Raw genomic sequence first — 18,795 nt, forward strand, 5'->3', positions numbered from 1 at the left:
AGGATGACAAAAAGGCGTCTTAGTTCCATCATGGGGAGGTCTATTGCAAAGACAATGCATGATTTGCTATACCTTGCAGGGTGCGCCATGCGCACCATCTTTCAGTGCATGTTGGCGCCTGCCTGAGCTATTTTGATCATGCGGGCGGTGCGCACGGCTCAGCCTACAAAATAACTCAGGCATACCAGCCTGCTACGCTGTTCTATGAGATCTGCCGTTGAATTTCAACTATCCAATCAGGCAATGGTGATTTGCCAGAATAACAGATTTGCCTGCCTTCCAGCGCCAGATGGCAAATCGCCTGCTTGCCAGAATTATCACGGATGAACGTCATGTCGCAGAGGGTAATCGCTTTCAACAGGTTTTCCAGGCTTTCCTGATAACGTCTGCGTATTACATGTTCATCGATATGATGGCCGCCCCTGGCCACGCGGTTGGCAACACGCTCTATATTCAAATCGGCACGTGCCAGACCCACATAGCGTAGCTGCACCAAAAATCCGGCTGCTCTGGCTTCTGCTATGCGTCGCAGTATTCCGCTTCCGGTCAGCGTTGTTTCCATCGTAAATGAGGTCTTGCTGGCAATCACTGTCTGGAACTGGTGTATGGCTTCGCGACCTGCAGCCACATCGGCAGCACGCGGGTCCTGGGGGTTAATGATGCGGGCAATGGCATCCGGGTCTATATGTTTTTTTATTGTGGTATCAGCATCCAGTTCACGCAAAGTGGATTTGCCAGAACCATTAGTGCCGCCATAAAACAAGGCGATAGGCTGGTCCATCATTCAAGACTGCAGTTGGGTTTATCGTACACACGGGTGATGACACCGTCGGGGGTGCGCCTGACCAAATAGCCTTCTTCATCGATATAGCTGACGGTCTCGGTTTCACTGATTTTTTTAATATGCTCAGCGAATTTCTTATCGAGTTCCAGCTCACACATGATACTGTCACTGAATTCATTTTTTGTATCAGACTGATTCATCTTTCTCCTCAAATCATCTTGCTGTAAAAATGGTAAATCTAGATTCATTGTAGTCATTTGCCATAAAAACCGCAGGAGACTTACATAGTGTTGCAAACACTTGTATAGGCCATTGTATTGAGCATGACATTGGGCATGCTTTTTCTTTTTTTTAAAATTCCTTGCCAAAACCAAAAAATGTCGGCTAATATCAAGCCCTCACCTCAACCAACTTATTTTGAAAGGAGATCACAATGCGACTATTACAAAACCTCTCTCCTTCATTGGGTCTGGTTTTTTGCTGCCTGCATTAATTCGTCTTTTGCGCTGCTGATACAACACACAGCGTACACGTCTGCAAGCATTTCATCCTGCTCTTCATTTTGTCGACACTTATTCACACTAGTCGATAAAGTGATGCGCCTATATCAGCATACCAGCGCCCAATTCCTTAAAAAATATTATTTGGAATTCCTTCATGGGCAATTTTATTCAGCAATTATCTGAGCGCGTATCACTGATCGCCTCAGACCGCTTGTGGCTAGAAGATAGCGCGATACAGCAACTCAAGACCACAGCACAATTAACACAGATGGTCAGCGTGGTTGGTCTGCCAGATTTACACCCAGGCCGTGGCTACCCTGTGGGTGCGGCATTTTTATCGCAAAACCATTTTTACCCTGCCCTGGTCGGCAATGACATAGGCTGCGGCATGAGCCTGTACCAGACTGACCTGGCCATCAACAAGGTCAAGCTGGACAAACTGGACAAGCAAATCGGCAATCTTGATGAGCCTGTTGATGAAGATGAGTGGCAGCAATTGCTCAGTCTTGATCATGACCTGATGGCAAAGAAACAGCTTGTTGCCGATGGCTTGCTGGCAGCAGGTCTGGATTTATTGCAAATGCGTTCGCTGGGCACGATAGGTGGTGGCAATCATTTTGCCGAGCTGCAAATCACTGACAGGGTCGATGATGCCACCCAATATGCAACAGCAGGCTTGCAAAACAAGCGTGTGCAATTACTGGTGCATAGCGGCTCGCGCGGCCTGGGGCAATTTATCTTGCGCCAGCATGTCGATGCACATAGTCACGCAGGCCTGGCCAGCGATAGTCCAGCGGCGACAGATTACCTGCGCAAGCATGATGCAGCGCTGGCTTATGCAGCACTCAACCGTGCCATGATCGCTGCACGTATTTTGCGCCGCCTGCGTTGTCATGGTGTGCTGGTACTCGATGTGCATCACAATCTCGTCACGCCAGTACAAGCCGATGGCAAAAGCTTGTGGTTGCATCGCAAAGGTGCCACACCGAGTGACCAGGGTCTGGTGATGCTGCCAGGTTCACGTGGTGACTATAGCTATCTGTTGCAACCAAAAACAGAGAACGCCGCTGCCAGTTTGCATTCACTGGCGCATGGTGCTGGCCGCAAATGGCAACGTACGGATTGCAAGGACAGGCTGTTCAAACTGGCGACACCAGATCAACTCAGTCGCACAGAATTTGGCAGCCGCGTCATCTGCGCAGACCGTGCCCTGATTTATGAAGAGGCACCGCAAGCCTACAAAAATCTTGATAGCGTACTCGACTGCTTGCTGGGTGCAGACCTGGTCACAGTCATCGCCCGCAGCAAACCCTTGCTGACCTACAAAACACGTGGGGAGTGCTGCTGATGCTGTATCTACAAATCACCGCGAATACCGGCCCGGCGGAATGTTGCCTGGCTGTTGCCAAGGCATTACATGTGTTCAACAAGGAAGCAGCCAAAGCAGGCGTTACTGCGCGCATCATAGAACAAGTCGATGGTCCGTATGCTGGCAGCCTGCGGTCTGCCTTGCTGGAATTGACTAGCGATAAAAATGAAGAAGCTGTGCAAAGTCTGGCGCAGACATGGGAAGGTAGCCTGCTGTGGATATGCAATAGTCCTTATCGCCTGGGTCACAAGCGCAAGAACTGGTTTTTGGGTTGCAAGGTATTCCAGGCTGGCAGCAGCATGCCGGAAAGTGAAATACGCTATGAAGCTACACGCGCATCTGGCCCCGGTGGCCAGCATGTCAACAAGACTGACAGCGCCATTCGTGCTACGCATATAGCGACTGGTATTTCAGTCAAGGTACAGACTGAGCGCAGCCAGCATGCCAACAAACGCCTGGCTGCGCAATTATTGAGTAGCAAGCTGGCAGAATTGCATGCTGCCAAAGAACGCGACAACAAGGCTGAAAGGCGCATGCAACATCACGATACAGAAAGGGGAAATGCCAAACGCGTGTTTGCAGGCATGGATTTCAAGGAACAAAAAACTTAAGACTTTTTAAAGCTTCTTAAAACTTCTTTGCAGCAGGCTTCTTGAAAGCCTGCTTTTTTATCGCCGCACCAGCACCGCTGCCGCTATCGGTAGCGGTGCTTTGTGTCGTTGTCACTGGCAACTCAGGCTGGCAAGTCAGGGATGCAAAAGTGGTTTGTAATTCTTTCTTGAGAACTTTTAACTGACGCATGTGCGCGTCTATCTGTGCAATCTTGTTTAATAATTGTTGCTCTATATCGGCACGGGCAAACTTGCCTTCTGCCAAACGCGGCATGATGGCCAGAATTTCTGCCAAAGAAAACCCCAATGCCTGGGCACCGCGGACAAAACGCAAGGTCTGTACATCGGCATCGCCATACTTGCGATAACCGTTAGTCTGCCGGGTGGCAGGCTTGATGAGACCCTGCTTTTCATAATAGCGCACGGTATCAGTCGATACTTCACAGACCCCGGCAAACTGGCTGATGTTCATTGACTGCTCCAGAATGAAATCTTTCTTGACTCTGGAGTGTAGTCCAGGCTTCAGACTGGCTACAAGTACTATTAGTGCTTGACTGTGAAACACGCATGCGAAATGATACGGAAGCTGAATAAAAAATAATCGATGATCAGGCATTGATCAATCGGAGGAGACTATATGAATAAATTTGTTAAACGTACAGCCATAAGCCTGTTGGTCCTGCTGGCGTTGGGTGGCACGGCCGGGTATCTGAAACTGCACAGTTCCGGCCATCCGCAAATCGATGGTGAAATGCGCCTTGCAGGCTTGACTGCTCCGGTTAAAGTTTTGCGCGATGAGCTGGGCATACCCTATATTTTCGCCGGCAATACGCCTGATCTTTTACGTGCACAAGGCTTCGTCACTGCACAAAACCGACTCATGCAAATGGAATTATTCCGCGCCACCTGGCGCGGCGAATTATCTGCCAGCCTGGGGGCCGAGACTGTACCCAGTGATATACGCATGCGCGTGCTCGGCATACGTCGCAACGGTGAACGCCATGCAAAAAAACTCAGCCCTGAATCACGGACATTCTTTCAATATTATGTCGATGGCATCAATGCCTATATCCAGGCTTATCCTGATGAGCACCCCATAGAACTCAAGGCAGTAGGCCTGGTGCCGCAAAAATGGACAGTGGCTGACCTGGTGGCGCTGGTGCATTACATACACTATACCCACTCTACCAACTTCAAGGCAGAAGTCATCGCGCAAAAACTGATAGATCATCTGGGCATGGAAAAAGCACGCGAAATTTTCCCGCTGACTGTCAATCCTGACTGGAAAACCGCACCGGCCTCACAAGCTGCGCAAGCTGCCAATGCACCAGCACAAGCTGCGCAATTAAACCTGGCCTGGAGTGACCTGAATATCGCACCCGAGACTTTGAATCATCAGGGCCTGGGTTCCAACAACTGGGCCATTGGCCCATCGCGCTCGCAATCCGGCAAGGCCATGGTGGCGAATGACCCGCACCTGGATAATCGCATCTTGCCAGGTACCTGGCATCCGGTAGGTTTGTTCACGCCCGAGATACAAGCCGTGGGCGCGGCCATCCCCGGTATGCCCGGCATTATGGTGGGGCGTACCAAGCACGTGGCTTTTGGTGTCACGAATGCCTATGGCGATGTGCAGGATTTGTATGTGGAAAGCCTGGACCCGGCCAATAAAGATCATTACATGGATGCAGGCCACAGCGTACCGTTTACGGTCATCAATGAAAACATACGCATCAAGGACAAGAGCGCAACGGGCGGTTACCGGGATCAACCACTGAGCATACGTTTCACCAAGCGCGGACCAGTGATTACCGATCACCCTGGCCTTGGCCCCAAGGGCGACAAAGTGCTGGTCTTGCGGTCTACCGATGCTGAAGTGCTGACATCACAAATTGGTATAGAAGGTTTGCTGACTGCAGCCAATGCCGCAGATTTTGACAAGGAAGTGCAAAAGATAGATTTGATGATGTTCAATTTTGTCTTTGGAGATGACCAGGGAACTATCGCCCACCGCGCCACGGGCGCAGTACCGATACGGGCGGGTGCTGATGGCGGCTTCCCGCGCCTGCCGCCGGCAGATGGCAGCGATGACTGGACGGCCTTTATCCCCAAGGACAAAATGCCCGGCATGCTTAACCCAGCTCGCGCCTGGGTGGGAACCGCCAATCATGATACCCGGCCTGAAGACTTCCCCTGGTATTACACCAATTATGTCTCGCCAAACTATCGCTACACCCGCATAGGGCAAGTCCTGGGTGCGGCACAAAAGATGACGGTGGAAGATCACTGGAAGCTCATGCATGACAGCCGCAACCTGCAATCAGATGCCTTGCGCCCTGCTCTCATCGCTGCACTGGAAAATGATCCTGCCCAAAAAGACCTGGCGGCCATACTCAAAAACTGGGATGGCAGGGACGATGCGGCTCTGGCTGCACCCTTGGTGTATCAGGCACTGTATCGTGAAACCGTAATAGGCACTTTCAGTGATGAGCTGGGTGAGGATGTCACCAAGGACATGCTGTCAACCTGGTACTTCTGGCAGCAGCGTTTTGATACCCTGCTGGCCAAACCGGACTCCATCTGGTTTGACGATGTGCGCACCAGGGACAAACGTGAAACCCTGGTTGATGTGATACGCGCTGCCGCACCACGCGCCCGCGCAGAAATCGAGGCCCTGCAAGGCAAGGACACGAGTCAATGGCGCTGGGGCAAGGCACATACTGTGCGCTTTGTCAGCCCTTTGCGTCGTAATGGTGCAGGTCAGGAATTACTGGGTGGCTTTACGGTAGAGCGCTCGGGCAGTGGTGAGACGATCAGCCGTGGTGTCTATGATTTCCAAAAACCTTATGAAACGAATTTTTTCGCCTCCATGCAAGTCATCATGGACTTTGGCGACAATGAAAAAATCGAAGCGGCTTTGGCTGGTGGTGTCAGTGAAAGGCATTTCCAGGAACATCAAAATGATATGGCCAAACTATGGGCGAAAGACGAACGCAGACCCTGGTGGTTTGCACCGGCGCAAGTGGAGGCGCATGCTAAAAATACGGTGATACTGAAACCATAATTTAGTCATACTCAAAAAAAACAGGTCAATCACAAAATTGTGACTGGCCTGTTTTTTTTGATGCTTATAGAAATTTTTTTTAAATTTGCCTGGCGAACGACAAATACTTGTAAACAGCGTACCCATAGCGGAAAACTATCAGTTAAAATCCACTTAACATTTACTTACAATTAGAGATTTGCATGCCGTCCTTTGAACAGTATATAGACGTACCAGGAAATACCGACACCTTCGCTTTTTTAAATTCCAGCGGCATCATGTATGGCAGCATCAGCAGCAAACAGGATACGGACTGGTATCGCATGGATATGCAGGCAGGTATCAAATATACGGTAACACTGAATTCATTGACCGCTGGCGCGAGCATGAATCTGGTTTTGCGCGACAACACTGGTAAAGTGATGTACTCCAGCCCCACCCCGGCCAATGATAGTGGCGGCTTCATGGTTTACTATACGCCCAGTGTTGGTGGCACTTATTACTGGTCGGTAGAAGGAACAGGAACAATAGGCAATTATTCCATGAGTGCTATCAGCTCAGGTGTGGATGATTATACTCAAAGTGCAAAGACCAGCAGTGTATTGACACTGGGACAAATAAAATCTGGCGCAATAGAAGTCTGGTCGGATGCAGATTGGCATATGGTCAACCTGCAAGCTGGTCATACCTACACTATCAGTGATGTGGGTGGTACATTGACCAATCCATTTCTGAGCATCTACTCTAGAGAAGATGGAAGTCCTATCACCTTCTCTGCTTCTGGCTCCCTGACGTTTACTCCCACCGTCAGCGGCAATTATTACGTCGACATCAGTTCCAATTCCCTGAGAGGTACGGGCAGCTATCAATTGAAGGTCACGGATGCCCAGGCCGTCCAGCTACCGACAATACAGGTCAGCAACCAGAATATTAATCGCACAAGCAGCGGCAACAGTGAAATGGTGTTCACCCTGAAGTTGTCGGCGGCATCAGCCTCGCCTGTCAGCGTTCTCGTGAAGACCCTGGGTGAAACTGCCCAACCAGGAATAGATTACCAATTGATCAACCAGACTGTCACCTTTGCGGCAAACAGCACGACAGCAACAGTCAAAGTACCGATTTATGGTGACGCCGGCTTGCTGCCTGCACTGGCATTTGAGCTCAATCTCAGCAATGCTGTTGGTGCCACGATCAAACCCAATTACTATGACGCCTCAGGTACATTGCAAACCTCGCGCCAGGCAGATGCATGGGGCGTGATTTTTGGCTCGGACTATGGAGCTTTGCCTAGCGATGGCTATTTCCCATATCAATGGTATTTATTCACCACGAGGACAGAAGTGGCCTGGAGTCATGCTACGGGCAAGGGTGTCAAGGTTGCCATTTTCGACCAGGGTATAGATGCCAGCAATTCTGATTTGAGCAGCAATACCAAGCCTGGTGTCAATGCCTATAGTTTGACCTCAGGTGGCTCACCGGTACTCGCCAGTGACAGTCATGGCACGCTGGTGGCAGGAGTTATTGGTGCGGCGCGTGATGGCAAGGGTATCGTCGGTGCTGCCTATGATGCACAATTGATACCCATCTATACTTCTTCTGCCTACGGCGCAAAGTATCTGACAGAAATCAAGAATGCCTTCACCTACGCAAAGTCATTTGACATCCTGAATAATTCCTGGGGTTACGGTAACCTGCTTGCCCAGAGCACTAACTGGGCTTTCCTCGACAATGCCAATGACCCTGATTTTGCGCCGGCCTTCAAGGCCCTGCAAGACCTGGCGACAACTGGCCGCAACGGTCTTGGCACTATCGTCGTGCAATCTGCAGGCAATTCCTATAGTGTTGGCGACGACACGAATTTGCATAACTTCCAGAATAGCCGCTATATCATCACGGTCGGCTCTACCGATTATTTTGGCAATAATTCGGGTTTCAGTACGACCGGGGCATCCATCCTGGTGTCTGCTCCGGGTGGCGCTGGTTACAGGGATTACAACAGCATCATTACAACTGACCGCACTGGCAATGCCGGAGAAAACATATTTGATTATGCCTTTTCAGATGGCACTTCATTTTCCGCCCCTATTGTATCGGGCATCGTCGCCTTGATGCTGGAAGCCAATCCCCAACTTGGCTACCGCGATGTACAGCAAATCCTGGCCTACACAGCACATCAGACCGGCACTGCCAGCACATGGACAAGCAATGGCGCGACGGACTGGAATGGCGGAGGATTGAAATTTGAAGCGGTTACGCAAGCATCTGGCTTTGGCCAGGTCGATGCGCTTGCCGCAGTCAGGCTGGCAGAGGCCTGGAACACACCAGCACAAACGGTCGCCAATACCAAAGAATACATCGCCAGCCAGACCGTCAAGCTGGCTATTCCAGACAACGACAGGACGGGCGTCAATGGATCGATACAGGTTTCCAGCAACCTCGTTGTTGAACGGGTGGATGTTACCGTTAACGTTACCCATCCCTTCATCGGCGATCTGGAGCTTACTCTGTTTTCGCCAACCGGCACGGCCAGTTATTTGCTGTACCGGCCATCCAAGGGTAGCCTCAGCGCCTTTGGATCCAGCCAGGACGATATCCATTTCACTTTCGATACCGTACTGGATATGGGCGAAGCTGCCAGTGGTACCTGGACTTTGAATGTACGCGACCTGTCCGGTGGCTCGACAGGCACTTTCGATAGCTGGAGCATAGACCTGATAGGCCATACCAGCAGCAATAATCACACCTTCTTTTATACCAGTGCCTTCCCCGATCTGGTCAAGGCAGATGCCAGCCGCGGTATACTGAGTGATCCGAATGGCGGCATTGACACCATCAATGCCGGGGCCCTGGGTTCGAATAATCGCATCGACCTGAGTGGCAGCACCGCATCCATGTTGAATGGTGGCACATTAAGCATTGCCAAAAATACTGTTATTCAAAATGCTTATGGCGGTGATGGCGACGACATCCTCATCGCGAATGCCAAAGGCAGTTTGTTATATGGCATGGGTGGCAATGACACTTTGCTGGGCGGTGCAGGCAATGATACGCTAGTGGGTGGCAAGGGCAATGACAGCCTGGATGGTGGTGCCGGGCTGGATACCGCCTTGTATGGAAGCGCCAGATCAAATTATGTGATCAGCAAAAATGGCAGCAATTTCACGGTCACGGATTCAAGCACAGTGAATGGTACGGATAGCCTGAGCAATATCGAACGCCTGGTTTTTTCAGACGCCGCAGTGGCTCTGGACATCAATGGTGTTGCTGCTCAGGCATACCGCATTTACCAGGCGGCGTTTGCACGCAAACCGGACCTCGCCGGTTTGGGTTACTGGATTGCAGACATGGACAAGGGCAGTAGTCTGACCACGGTTGCTGCAGGTTTTTTCCAATCCAAGGAATTCCAGAACCTGTATGGCGTCAACCCTGGCAATGACAAGCTGATTACCTTGCTATATGCGAATGTCTTGCACAGGGCGCCAGATCAGGCTGGTATGGACTACTGGCGCGCCGAGCTTAACAGTGGCCATATCACGGCTGCCGGTGTACTGGCCAGTTTTTCTGAAAGCCAGGAAAACCAGTTGCAAGTCATAGGCTCAATCCAAAATGGCATAGACTATCTGGCTTACCAGGCTTGACCAGCGAGGCAGGACGCTTACTGCAAATCTGCGCTGACCTGCTTGGTCTTGATAGCTTTGGCATATCGGTGGCGGGCGCGCAGGCGCGGATTGGTGATGACACGGCCTAGTGTCTCACCGATCACCATGGCGATGCCCAGTATGGGCAACGCCAGCATCAAGCCAGGTACACCTGCCAGTTCGCCCCCAATAAAAATCATCAACACGGAAATCAAGGGATGCATGCGCAGGCTGCGCCCCAAAGTGAGTGGCATGAAGATGAAATCATCAAGCAGGCGCACGGTGACAAACACAGTGATGGCACCATAGGCCAGCAAGGGCGTGTCTGGTGCATCCGTCGCGGCCACCAGCACCACCATGATGCAACCGAGCACAGAGCCGACAAAAGGAACCCAGGCCAGGATGGCAGAAATCAAGGCCAGCGTGAAGGGCGCAGATATGCCGATACACCACAGGCCCAGCGCCAGAATGACGGTGTCTATCAGTGTCAGCTTCAATAAACCCTGGAAATAACGGCGGGCAGTCTGGTCTACTTCATGCATGAGGAACAAGGTTTCTTCAAAAAAAGCATTTGGCACGGCATTCGCCAGGAATTGTTTGAACTTGCGGCCATCGCGCAAGAAGAAGAAAGTCAGGAAAGGCGTCAGGAATACCGCAGGTAAAATAGCTGCCATGGAGACCAGGATATTTGCCACATATTGCTGGGCGAAATTATCGGTATTACTGGCCATCCAGGCGTTTACTGACTCACTGGCATGAGCCTTGCGCAAGATGGAGAAATTTTCTTCCATGACTTGCATACTATTGCGCACAAAGCGTATACCGCCATCAACATAATGTGCCAGCATCTCTTGCAATGAACCGGCACGCAGGGAAACTTTATTGACAGCGTAAGTCAACACCAGCGCCAGAAAAATAAAGAAAATCCCACCTACCAGCATGGCTGCCAATTCACGAGGTATGCCCAGCAGGCTCAGACGAGCCACGGCAGGCACAAGTATGTAATACAGTATCATCGCGAACAGGAAGGGCACTAGCAACCACAAGACCTTGGGCAATAAAAATAACAGCAGGCAAGTGGAAAATAATACGCACAGCCAGACGATGGGGCCGGATTGACGCTGGTTCACAAGGCCTCGCTACGCGAATTAGCATCCAGTGAATCACGCAGGCGGCGGCTGTTCAAGCGCGCCAGTTCCAGCGAAATCTTATAGCCTATGACGGCATTGGTTTCCAGCAAAGAACTGAAATCAGCCCGGAAAAATACCGCCACCTCACAATTTTCTGAGGCCCTGGCCTGGGCACTGCGAGGAGAATTATCGAGCAAGGCTACATCACCGAAAAAATTGCCTGCGCTCAGCTCAGCAATGAACTCATTGGTGTCTTCGCGCCTGCGATTAATGCTGACGATGCCAGACAGGATGATATACAGTGCCTGTCCTTCTTCACCTTCATCAAAGATGATTTCATTGGCCAGATAAGTCCTGTTATGCAGCATGCCATCGATGATCTTTAACTCACGCGGGCTCAGGGTGTTGAACAGGGACATGCCTGACAAGCGTTGCAAGCGATCAGAGGTTGGTGGTTGCCGTATCCAGGTGAGTGTCATGTGTATCCCTTTTTATTATTGGTAGCAGAGCAATCTACAATTATGCTGCACAGTACCGCACTTGCCCATGAAAATCTCATGTACCGCATCCATAGGGCACAGTGTAAGCGTAGATATTATCACCACACATCCTGCGAGACACTCTGGCATTTATGTTTCGCCGCCTGTTTCCACATTCAGGGCTGGCCTGGTGCTGACAAGATGCCAGTCGCGCTGATTTGCCAGCACAGCCAATAAAATCATGGCCATGCCCAGCAATTGCCAGCCGCTCAGTACAGTTGCAAAAAACAGCACATCGACCAGCAAGGCCACCAGCGGATAAATAAAGGACAGAGTAGCAATACTTGCCGCTGGCAATTTCTGAAAAGCATCGTACATGAGTTTGTACATCAAGCCCGTGTGAACCAGGCCCAGCAGCAATAAACTGCCCCAGCTTTGCCAATGCCAGTTCCAGCCTGATAAATCTGCCATCGGTGCCAGCACCACGGCGCCAAGCAGTAATTGCACACTGGCAATCTGCGCCGGAGCTATGCCTTGCAACTTCCTGGTCGCCAGCGTGGCGAAGGCATACAGCAGTGCAGCCAGCAAGGCTAGCCCAGCACCTGCCAGGGCCTGAGTGACATGTCCGTCAGCACTGCGCAGGAAATCATGCCGGATATCCAGCCCAGAGCTAAGTAGCACCCCGGCAAAAGCCAGCAGCAGGAAAGGCAGCTTGCGCCAGATTTGCCCATCCCTTTGCGTCATGGCCAGCAAAATCAGCAAAAAGAAAGGCTGTACATGATAGACCACAGTGGCGATGGAAATACTGCTGAGCCTGTAAGCAGAAAACAGGCAGAGCCAGTTGATGATGAGGGCTGCTGCTCCCAGCATGAGCCATGTCACCTGCTCAACATTCAAGTTCTGCCAGCCGCCCTGCCAGTACAGCAAGGCCAGCAGGCTGAGACCACCAATCAGGCAGCGTAATAAAACCACGGTCATCGCAGGCTGGCCGCTAGCCATTACGAACAGGCCTATGGTGCCCGACAATATCATTGCCACCAGCATTTGCCATTTTCCTGAACTACCAGATTGACCAAGATTGCTATTCATCGTATCCACCTGCTTATGATTTAAGTAGCTGCCATTATCGACAGACTGACACTCTTCAACAATACGCATAAAATACAAAGAATTATTGCCCTACAAGCAAAAATGAAAGGATATGCGTGATGGAAATGCTCAATGAAATGGCGATCTTTGCCCAGGTAGTGGAAAGCGGCAGTTTTTCGGCGGCGGCCCGGCAACTGGGTGTGAATACCTCAGCCATCAGCCGCCATATCACAAGGCTGGAAGCGCATATGGGTGGCAGATTAATGCAAAGAACCACGCGCTCCTTTGCCCTGACCGAGCTGGGGCAGGAAGTGCTGACTGGCAGCATGCGCATCTTGCAGGCAGCGCGTGAGACCCATGCGCTGGCGGGTACTTACAGCCAGCATCCCAGCGGCGTGATACGTGTGACTGCCCCTGTAGTATTTGGCGAGGTCTGGCTGGCGCCCTTGCTACCGGGCTTTCTGGATGCCTATCCGGATGTGTCTGTGCGCCTCACGCTGATAGACAGCACTTTGGACCTCATCGATGAAGGCGTGGATCTGGCGATACGCATTTCGCGCGAACTGGCACCAGGTCTGGCAGCCCGCCCATTGGGCAAGATGCGTTATGTACTGGTAGCTACTCCAGATTATCTGCAACAGTCTGGCCGACCCGCTGAGCCAGATGAATTGACGGCGCATCGTTGTATTTATCTGGGCTATGGCAGCTTTGGTGATCACTGGACCCTGCAAAAGGGCAAGCAGCAATGCAATGTGCAAATCCCGGCGCGGCTGACCATCAACAATAGTTCAGCCATACTCGCAGCTACCCTGGCTGGTGGTGGCATAGGCCTGGTCCCGGACTTTACAGCACGTGCTGCCATTGCCGCGAAACAGGTGGAAGTTGTTTTACCTGATTGGGAATTTTGCGCGCCTTATACCGGCAATATTTATGCGGTATATACACCAGGTAAACATCTGGCCTTGAAGATCAGGGTCTTCATCGATTATTTGCTACAGGCACAAAACTCATCGGCATCATAGCGCTAAAACAAGCACGCTCATCATGCCTATTTCAACTATCCAAGCTTGGTTTTCTTCATAGGTCAATAAGGCATAAGGTAAGCTGGATTTGTTCGTGTACGCGCATAAGGAGCAATGTAATACTGATTTTTCAGATCATTTAGAAATATCAGGTTTACCATCATGCCCTTCGCCCTGCACAACCGCGCCCTGCCTGTCGCTGCTTCAGACCAGCAAGAAGATGCCCTGGCTATTGCCACTGCTTTGGCTGATCAACTGGCCAGCACCGCCGTAGCACGTGACCGCGCAGGCGGGCATGCGCAGCAAGAACGAGAATGGATACGCGCCTCGGGCTTGTTGACACTTTCCATTCCGGTAGAGTTTGGTGGGCAAGGTGCTGACTGGTCGCTAGTGTTCCAAGTCATACGCCTGCTGGCCAAGGCCGACAGCGCGCTGGCCCATGTATTTGCTTTTCATCATCTGCAACTCGCTGGCATACAGCTGTATGGCAATGCACAGCAACAGCGCCGCTTGCTGGCAGCGACGGTAGAACAAAGATTTTTCTGGGGTAATGCCCTTAATCCGCTGGACAAGCGCACCTCGGCAACGCGCACGGAGGGTGGTTATATCCTGAATGGTATCAAAAGTTTTTCATCTGGCTCTGTGGGGGCGGAATGGCTGACGATCTCGGCCTGGGATGAGCAGACTCAAAGCGCACTGATCGCCGCTGTGCCAACAACGCAAAAAGGCATTTCGATACGAGCTGACTGGGATGCCTTTGGTCAAAAGCAGACGGACAGTGGCAATGTGCATTTTGAAAATGTCTTCCTGCCTGCCGATCTGCTCCTGCAAGCGCCAGGACAACTACCAACTGTGCAGGCAACATTGCGCTCGCAAGTTGCCCAGCTCATCATGACGAATCTGTATCTGGGCATAGGCCTGGGGGCCTTTGATGCCGCCCGCCATTACACACAAGAACAAACCAGGGCATGGTTTGCAGCGGGCGTGGATAAAGCCACGGACGACCCTTTCATACAACACCGCTATGGCGAACTATGGCTGCTATTGCGCCCGGCAGTTGCCCTGGCAGACCAGGCTGCAGCGAGTCTGGAAAAGGCTTTCCGCCAGGGACCGCTGGTCACGGCAGAAGCCCGCGGTGAACTGGCGATTGCCGTGGCAGAAGCAAAATGCCTGGCGCATCGCGCTGGCATAGAAGTCAGCTCGCAAATGTTTGAACTGACTGGCGCCCGTTCCACCTCGGCACGCTATGGCTATGACAGGTTCTGGCGCAATGTCAGAGTACATACCCTGCATGACCCCATCGATTACAAATTGCGTGACCTGGGCCGCTATGTGTTGAATGGCAGCCTTCCTGAACCTACTGCATATTCTTGATCGGCAATAAACGTGAGCACACCACTTATACAAATACAGTCTGTCAGCAAGGCTTTCGCCCTGCCGGATGGCAAGACTTTTCATGCAGTCAAATCTGTCGGTCTAGACATTGCACAAGGCGACATCTTTGGCCTGATTGGCAAGAGCGGCGCAGGTAAATCAACGCTGCTGCGACTGATCAATTTACTTGAACGTCCAGATAGCGGTGCAGTCATAGTCGCAGGGCAGGAACTGACCAGACTCGGCAAGAAAGAACTGCGCGTCGCCAGACAAAACATAGGCATGATATTCCAGCAATTCAATCTTTTGCAAAACGCCAGCGTGTTTGAAAACATCGCCTTCCCGCTGAGGATACATACGAAAAAAAACAGGCATGAAATCGCTGAACGTGTTGCTGAATGCCTGGACATCGTTGGCCTCACCAATAAGTCAGACAGCTACCCAGCGCAATTATCCGGCGGACAAAAACAGCGCGTGGCAATTGCCCGTGCGCTGGCCAGTAAACCCAATGTGGTCTTGTGCGATGAACCGACCTCGGCACTGGATGCAGAAACCACACGCGAAGTGCTCGATACCCTGCGTGATATCAATCAGCGCCTTGGTGTCACTATCGTCATTGTCAGTCATGAACTATCTGTACTCAGCACTATCTGCAACAAGGTGGCAGTTATCGAAGATGGTGAAATTGCCGAGAGTTTTTCACTGGCTGATACAGGCATCCTGCGCAAGACTGCACTGGGCCGTGAGCTGGCTTTCCATGGTCAAGAGAATAGCAGCAATGTACAGTGGAAGGAATTAAGCCATGTTTGAAAACTTGATTTCATTATTGCCTGAACTGGGTACAGCCGCGCTACAGACTTTTACCATGCTGGCCATAGGCCTGAGTGCGGCAGTGTTGATAGGTGGCCCGCTGGGTGTTTTGCTTTTCCTGGTAGGAGATGGGCAGTCGCTGCAAAACCGTGCGCTGGCAGTTTTCCTGGGCTGGCTGGTGAATACCATACGCTCCTTCCCTTTCATTATTTTGCTGGTGGCGCTCGTGCCGTTCACACGTTTCATAGTCGGCACCTCAATAGGCCCGCTGGCAGCAGCCGTGCCTCTGTCGATTGCGGCGATTCCCTATTTCGCGCGACTGGTAGAACAAAGTTTTCGTGAAGTGCCACGCGGCGTCATTGAAGCTGCGCATGCGATGGGTGCGTCTGAGTTGCAAATCATTCTCCGCGTCTTGCTGGTGGAAGCGCGCAGCGGTCTGGTGCTGGCACTGACTGTATTGGCGATCAGCTTCCTGTCTTACTCTGCTGTTGCTGGTGTGGTGGGTGGCGGTGGCATAGGTGACCTGGCGATACGTTATGGCTATTACCGCTTCCAGACCGATGTCATGTTCATCACGGTTGCCCTGCTGATTGCACTGGTGCAGATCATACAGTTCACGGGCAACCGCATTGCCCGCCATATCGATAAACGCTAACTCTTTAATTTTCAAAAGGACACTCTCATGTATCGTCGCCCATTCCTGCTAGCCACACTGACTCTTGCACTTGCTACTACTCTGACCACTTCAGCATTTGCCAAAGACCCGAAAGAACTGGTGATAGGCACCAGTGCTGGCCCCTATGCTGATCAGGTCAAACTGGGTATCAAACCTATACTGGAAAAACAAGGCTACAAGGTCAAGGTGGTTGAATTCAATGATTACATACAACCCAACTTTGCACTGGCAGAAGGCTCACTGGATGCAAATGCCTTCCAGCACATTATCTATCTGAAGAAATTCTCGACCGACAATAAACTGGCACTGTCAGAATTGATCAAGGTGCCGACTGCGCCGATTGCCATCTACAGCAAAAAGCATAAATCCCTGAACGAAGTCAAAGAAGGAGCTACCGTTGCCTTGCCGAATGACCCGACCAACCAGGCGCGGGCGCTGGTCTTGCTGGATCAACTGGGCTGGATCAAGCTGAAGGCAAATATAGACCCCATCCGTGCATCTGAAAAAGATGTCGCAGACAACCTCAAGAAAATCAAACTAATACCGCTGGAAGCAGCACAATTGCCACGCTCTCTCGAAGATACTGATTTCTCTTTCGTGAACGGCAATTTCGCACTGGCGTCTGGTCTCAAACTCAATGAAGCACTGGCTCGTGAAAAAATCTCTGCCAATTACCAAAACCTGGTTGCCATACGCACTGATGACAAAAGCAAACCCTGGGTAAAAGACCTGGAAGCAGCTTATCGTTCCAAAGAATTTCTGGAAGTGACGAATAAGCATTTCGCCGGTTTCTCCAAGCCTGATTATCAGCAAGCACTTGAAGTCGCAGCCAAATAGATATTTAGCATGAGTAAAAAGCTTATCCGCTTCAATGCATTCCAGATGAACACCGTCGGGCATCAATCACCCGGCATGTGGCGTCACCCCAGGGATAATAGTCATCGCTACACCAGCGCAGATCACTGGACAGAGCTGGCACGTTTGCTGGAAGAAGGCTTGTTTGATGCCATCTTTCTGGCAGATGTGCTCGGTGTATATGACGTCTATGCCGGTGACACCGATGCCGCATTACGCCATGCGATACAAGTGCCACTGAATGATCCACTAGCATTGGTTCCACTGATGGCCAGCGTCACCACGCATCTGGGTTTTGGCGTGACTTGCGCACTGACTTATGAACACCCTTATACCTTTGCGCGACGCATCTCTACGCTAGATCATTTGACACAGGGACGCATAGGCTGGAATATCGTGACTGGTTATCTGGATAGTGCAGCCCGTAACCTGGGCCTGCAAAAACAACTAAGCCATGATGAGCGCTATGACCTGGCGGATGAGTACATGGAAGTGGTTTATAAGTTATGGGAAAAAAGCTGGGATGAACATGCTGTCGTGCGCGATAAGGAGCGTGGGATTTATACCGACCCGGCGCATGTGCATGCCATTAATCATCATGGCAAATACTATAGCGTGCCGGGCATACATTTGTCCGAGCCTTCACCGCAAAGAACGCCTTTGTTGTTCCAGGCGGGTAATTCCGCACGCGGCACTGCCTTTGCGGCGCAGCATGCAGAATGCACTTTCGTCAGCGGCCCCAGCAAGCAAGTCGTAAAACGTTATGTCGATGATACGCGTGCTGCATTGAAAACTGCCGGGCGCGAAGCTGGCGATGTATATATCTATGCACAGGCATTGATCATCACGGCAGAAAGCAGCGAAGCTGCAAAAGCCAAATATCAGGAATATCGCCAGTACATCGATATCGAAGCGTCACTGGTTTTATTGTCTGGCTGGACAGGTGTGGATTTTTCGAAGTTGCCGCTAGATGCGACTATCGATTACATAGAATCTGAGGCAGGCCGCTCTGCGCTAGCCTCATTCAGTTCTGCTGACCCTGGCAGGAAATGGACAGTGCGCGAAGCTGCAGAATTTATCGCCATCGGTGGCCGCGGGCCGGTGTTTGTTGGTGATGCCAGGGAAGTGGCTGATCAACTCGAAGCATGGCTGGATGAAACCGGCATAGATGGCTTCAACCTGACATTCGCGCTGGCGCATGAAACCATCAGGGATGTGGTGAAGTTCATCGTACCGGAATTGCAGGCACGTAGCCGTTACAAGACCAGTTATAGCGATGGCACTTTGCGCCAGCAACTGTTCCAACGCGGCTCACGTCTGCCAGAAAACCATATAGGCAGGAATACGCATATCCACAGCAGGCTGGACTATGCTGCCTGACGCTGCACTGACCATGACAAAAGCGGGTTTAT

The 18,795-nt window shown here is 51.4% G+C and carries 16 protein-coding genes; 10 read left to right on the forward strand and 6 right to left on the reverse strand.

What is annotated here, in order from left to right; all coding sequences use genetic code 11:
* Positions 1-202: 202 nt before the first annotated feature.
* Together ACO0LC_RS22700 and ACO0LC_RS22705 are read right to left on the reverse strand one after the other, a co-directional pair.
* Positions 203-784: a zeta toxin family protein gene (locus ACO0LC_RS22700; protein ID WP_423007382.1), complete on the reverse strand. Its 582-nt coding sequence runs from the start codon at positions 782-784 to the stop codon at positions 203-205.
* On the reverse strand, positions 781-984 hold the full coding sequence (locus ACO0LC_RS22705) for a hypothetical protein (protein ID WP_423007384.1): 204 nt from the start codon (positions 982-984) through the stop codon (positions 781-783). The genes ACO0LC_RS22700 and ACO0LC_RS22705 overlap by 4 nt, the downstream gene beginning before the upstream one ends.
* Before the next feature lie 457 nt (positions 985-1,441).
* Between ACO0LC_RS22705 and ACO0LC_RS22710 the strand changes: the two genes are divergently transcribed.
* Both ACO0LC_RS22710 and prfH read left to right on the forward strand, forming a co-directional pair.
* Positions 1,442-2,635 (forward strand): RNA ligase RtcB family protein, encoded by a 1,194-nt coding sequence (locus ACO0LC_RS22710; RefSeq protein WP_423007386.1) that lies wholly within the window; start codon positions 1,442-1,444, stop codon positions 2,633-2,635.
* Positions 2,635-3,267, forward strand: a complete 633-nt coding sequence (gene prfH, locus ACO0LC_RS22715; RefSeq protein ID WP_423007388.1) for a peptide chain release factor H — start codon at positions 2,635-2,637, stop codon at positions 3,265-3,267. Before ACO0LC_RS22710 ends, prfH begins: the two co-directional genes overlap by 1 nt.
* A 16-nt stretch (positions 3,268-3,283) precedes the next feature.
* Here the strand turns inward: prfH and ACO0LC_RS22720 are convergent, their stop codons facing one another.
* On the reverse strand, positions 3,284-3,739 hold the full coding sequence (locus ACO0LC_RS22720; RefSeq protein WP_423007390.1) for a MerR family transcriptional regulator: 456 nt from the start codon (positions 3,737-3,739) through the stop codon (positions 3,284-3,286).
* Positions 3,740-3,904: 165 nt separating this feature from the next.
* Here ACO0LC_RS22720 and ACO0LC_RS22725 point away from each other — a divergent pair, with 165 nt between their 5' ends.
* Positions 3,905-6,331 carry a penicillin acylase family protein gene (locus ACO0LC_RS22725; protein ID WP_423007392.1) on the forward strand — a complete coding sequence of 809 codons (2,427 nt, stop codon included), beginning with the start codon at positions 3,905-3,907 and terminating at the stop codon, positions 6,329-6,331.
* 182 nt (positions 6,332-6,513) lie between these two features.
* Positions 6,514-9,948, forward strand: a complete 3,435-nt coding sequence (locus ACO0LC_RS22730; RefSeq protein WP_423007394.1) for a S8 family serine peptidase — start codon at positions 6,514-6,516, stop codon at positions 9,946-9,948.
* A gap of 17 nt (positions 9,949-9,965) precedes the next feature.
* Here the strand turns inward: ACO0LC_RS22730 and ACO0LC_RS22735 are convergent, their stop codons facing one another.
* The 3 genes from ACO0LC_RS22735 to ACO0LC_RS22745 form a co-directional block, all read right to left on the reverse strand.
* A complete protein-coding gene (locus ACO0LC_RS22735) occupies positions 9,966-11,078 on the reverse strand; it encodes an AI-2E family transporter (protein WP_423007396.1) in 1,113 nt (370 codons plus the stop codon).
* Complete coding sequence (locus tag ACO0LC_RS22740; protein ID WP_423007398.1) at positions 11,075-11,557, reverse strand: cyclic nucleotide-binding domain-containing protein; 483 nt, start codon at positions 11,555-11,557, stop codon at positions 11,075-11,077. Before ACO0LC_RS22740 ends, ACO0LC_RS22735 begins: the two co-directional genes overlap by 4 nt.
* A gap of 150 nt (positions 11,558-11,707) precedes the next feature.
* Positions 11,708-12,646 (reverse strand): DMT family transporter, encoded by a 939-nt coding sequence (locus tag ACO0LC_RS22745; RefSeq protein WP_423007400.1) that lies wholly within the window; start codon positions 12,644-12,646, stop codon positions 11,708-11,710.
* A 119-nt stretch (positions 12,647-12,765) separates the two neighbouring features.
* Between ACO0LC_RS22745 and ACO0LC_RS22750 the strand changes: the two genes are divergently transcribed.
* The 6 genes from ACO0LC_RS22750 to ACO0LC_RS22775 all read left to right on the forward strand — a co-directional run bounded on the left by ACO0LC_RS22750 (position 12,766) and on the right by ACO0LC_RS22775 (position 18,763).
* Positions 12,766-13,668 carry a LysR family transcriptional regulator gene (locus ACO0LC_RS22750; protein ID WP_423007402.1) on the forward strand — a complete coding sequence of 301 codons (903 nt, stop codon included), beginning with the start codon at positions 12,766-12,768 and terminating at the stop codon, positions 13,666-13,668.
* Between the two features lie 162 nt (positions 13,669-13,830).
* Positions 13,831-15,042 (forward strand): acyl-CoA dehydrogenase family protein, encoded by a 1,212-nt coding sequence (locus ACO0LC_RS22755; RefSeq protein WP_423007404.1) that lies wholly within the window; start codon positions 13,831-13,833, stop codon positions 15,040-15,042.
* Positions 15,043-15,054: 12 nt separating this feature from the next.
* The gene (locus tag ACO0LC_RS22760) at positions 15,055-15,852 is read left to right on the forward strand and encodes a methionine ABC transporter ATP-binding protein (protein WP_423007406.1); all 798 of its coding nucleotides are present in this window, start codon (positions 15,055-15,057) and stop codon (positions 15,850-15,852) included.
* Positions 15,845-16,507: a methionine ABC transporter permease gene (locus ACO0LC_RS22765; RefSeq protein ID WP_423007408.1), complete on the forward strand. Its 663-nt coding sequence runs from the start codon at positions 15,845-15,847 to the stop codon at positions 16,505-16,507. Before ACO0LC_RS22760 ends, ACO0LC_RS22765 begins: the two co-directional genes overlap by 8 nt.
* Before the next feature lie 27 nt (positions 16,508-16,534).
* Positions 16,535-17,365, forward strand: coding sequence for a MetQ/NlpA family ABC transporter substrate-binding protein (locus ACO0LC_RS22770; protein WP_423007410.1), 831 nt, complete (start codon positions 16,535-16,537; stop codon positions 17,363-17,365).
* A 9-nt stretch (positions 17,366-17,374) separates the two neighbouring features.
* Positions 17,375-18,763, forward strand: a complete 1,389-nt coding sequence (locus ACO0LC_RS22775) for an LLM class flavin-dependent oxidoreductase (protein ID WP_423007412.1) — start codon at positions 17,375-17,377, stop codon at positions 18,761-18,763.
* Positions 18,764-18,795 lie beyond the last annotated feature (32 nt).

It is taken from the genome of Undibacterium sp. JH2W, from assembly GCF_049340425.1.
GTDB lineage: Bacteria > Pseudomonadota > Gammaproteobacteria > Burkholderiales > Burkholderiaceae_D > Undibacterium.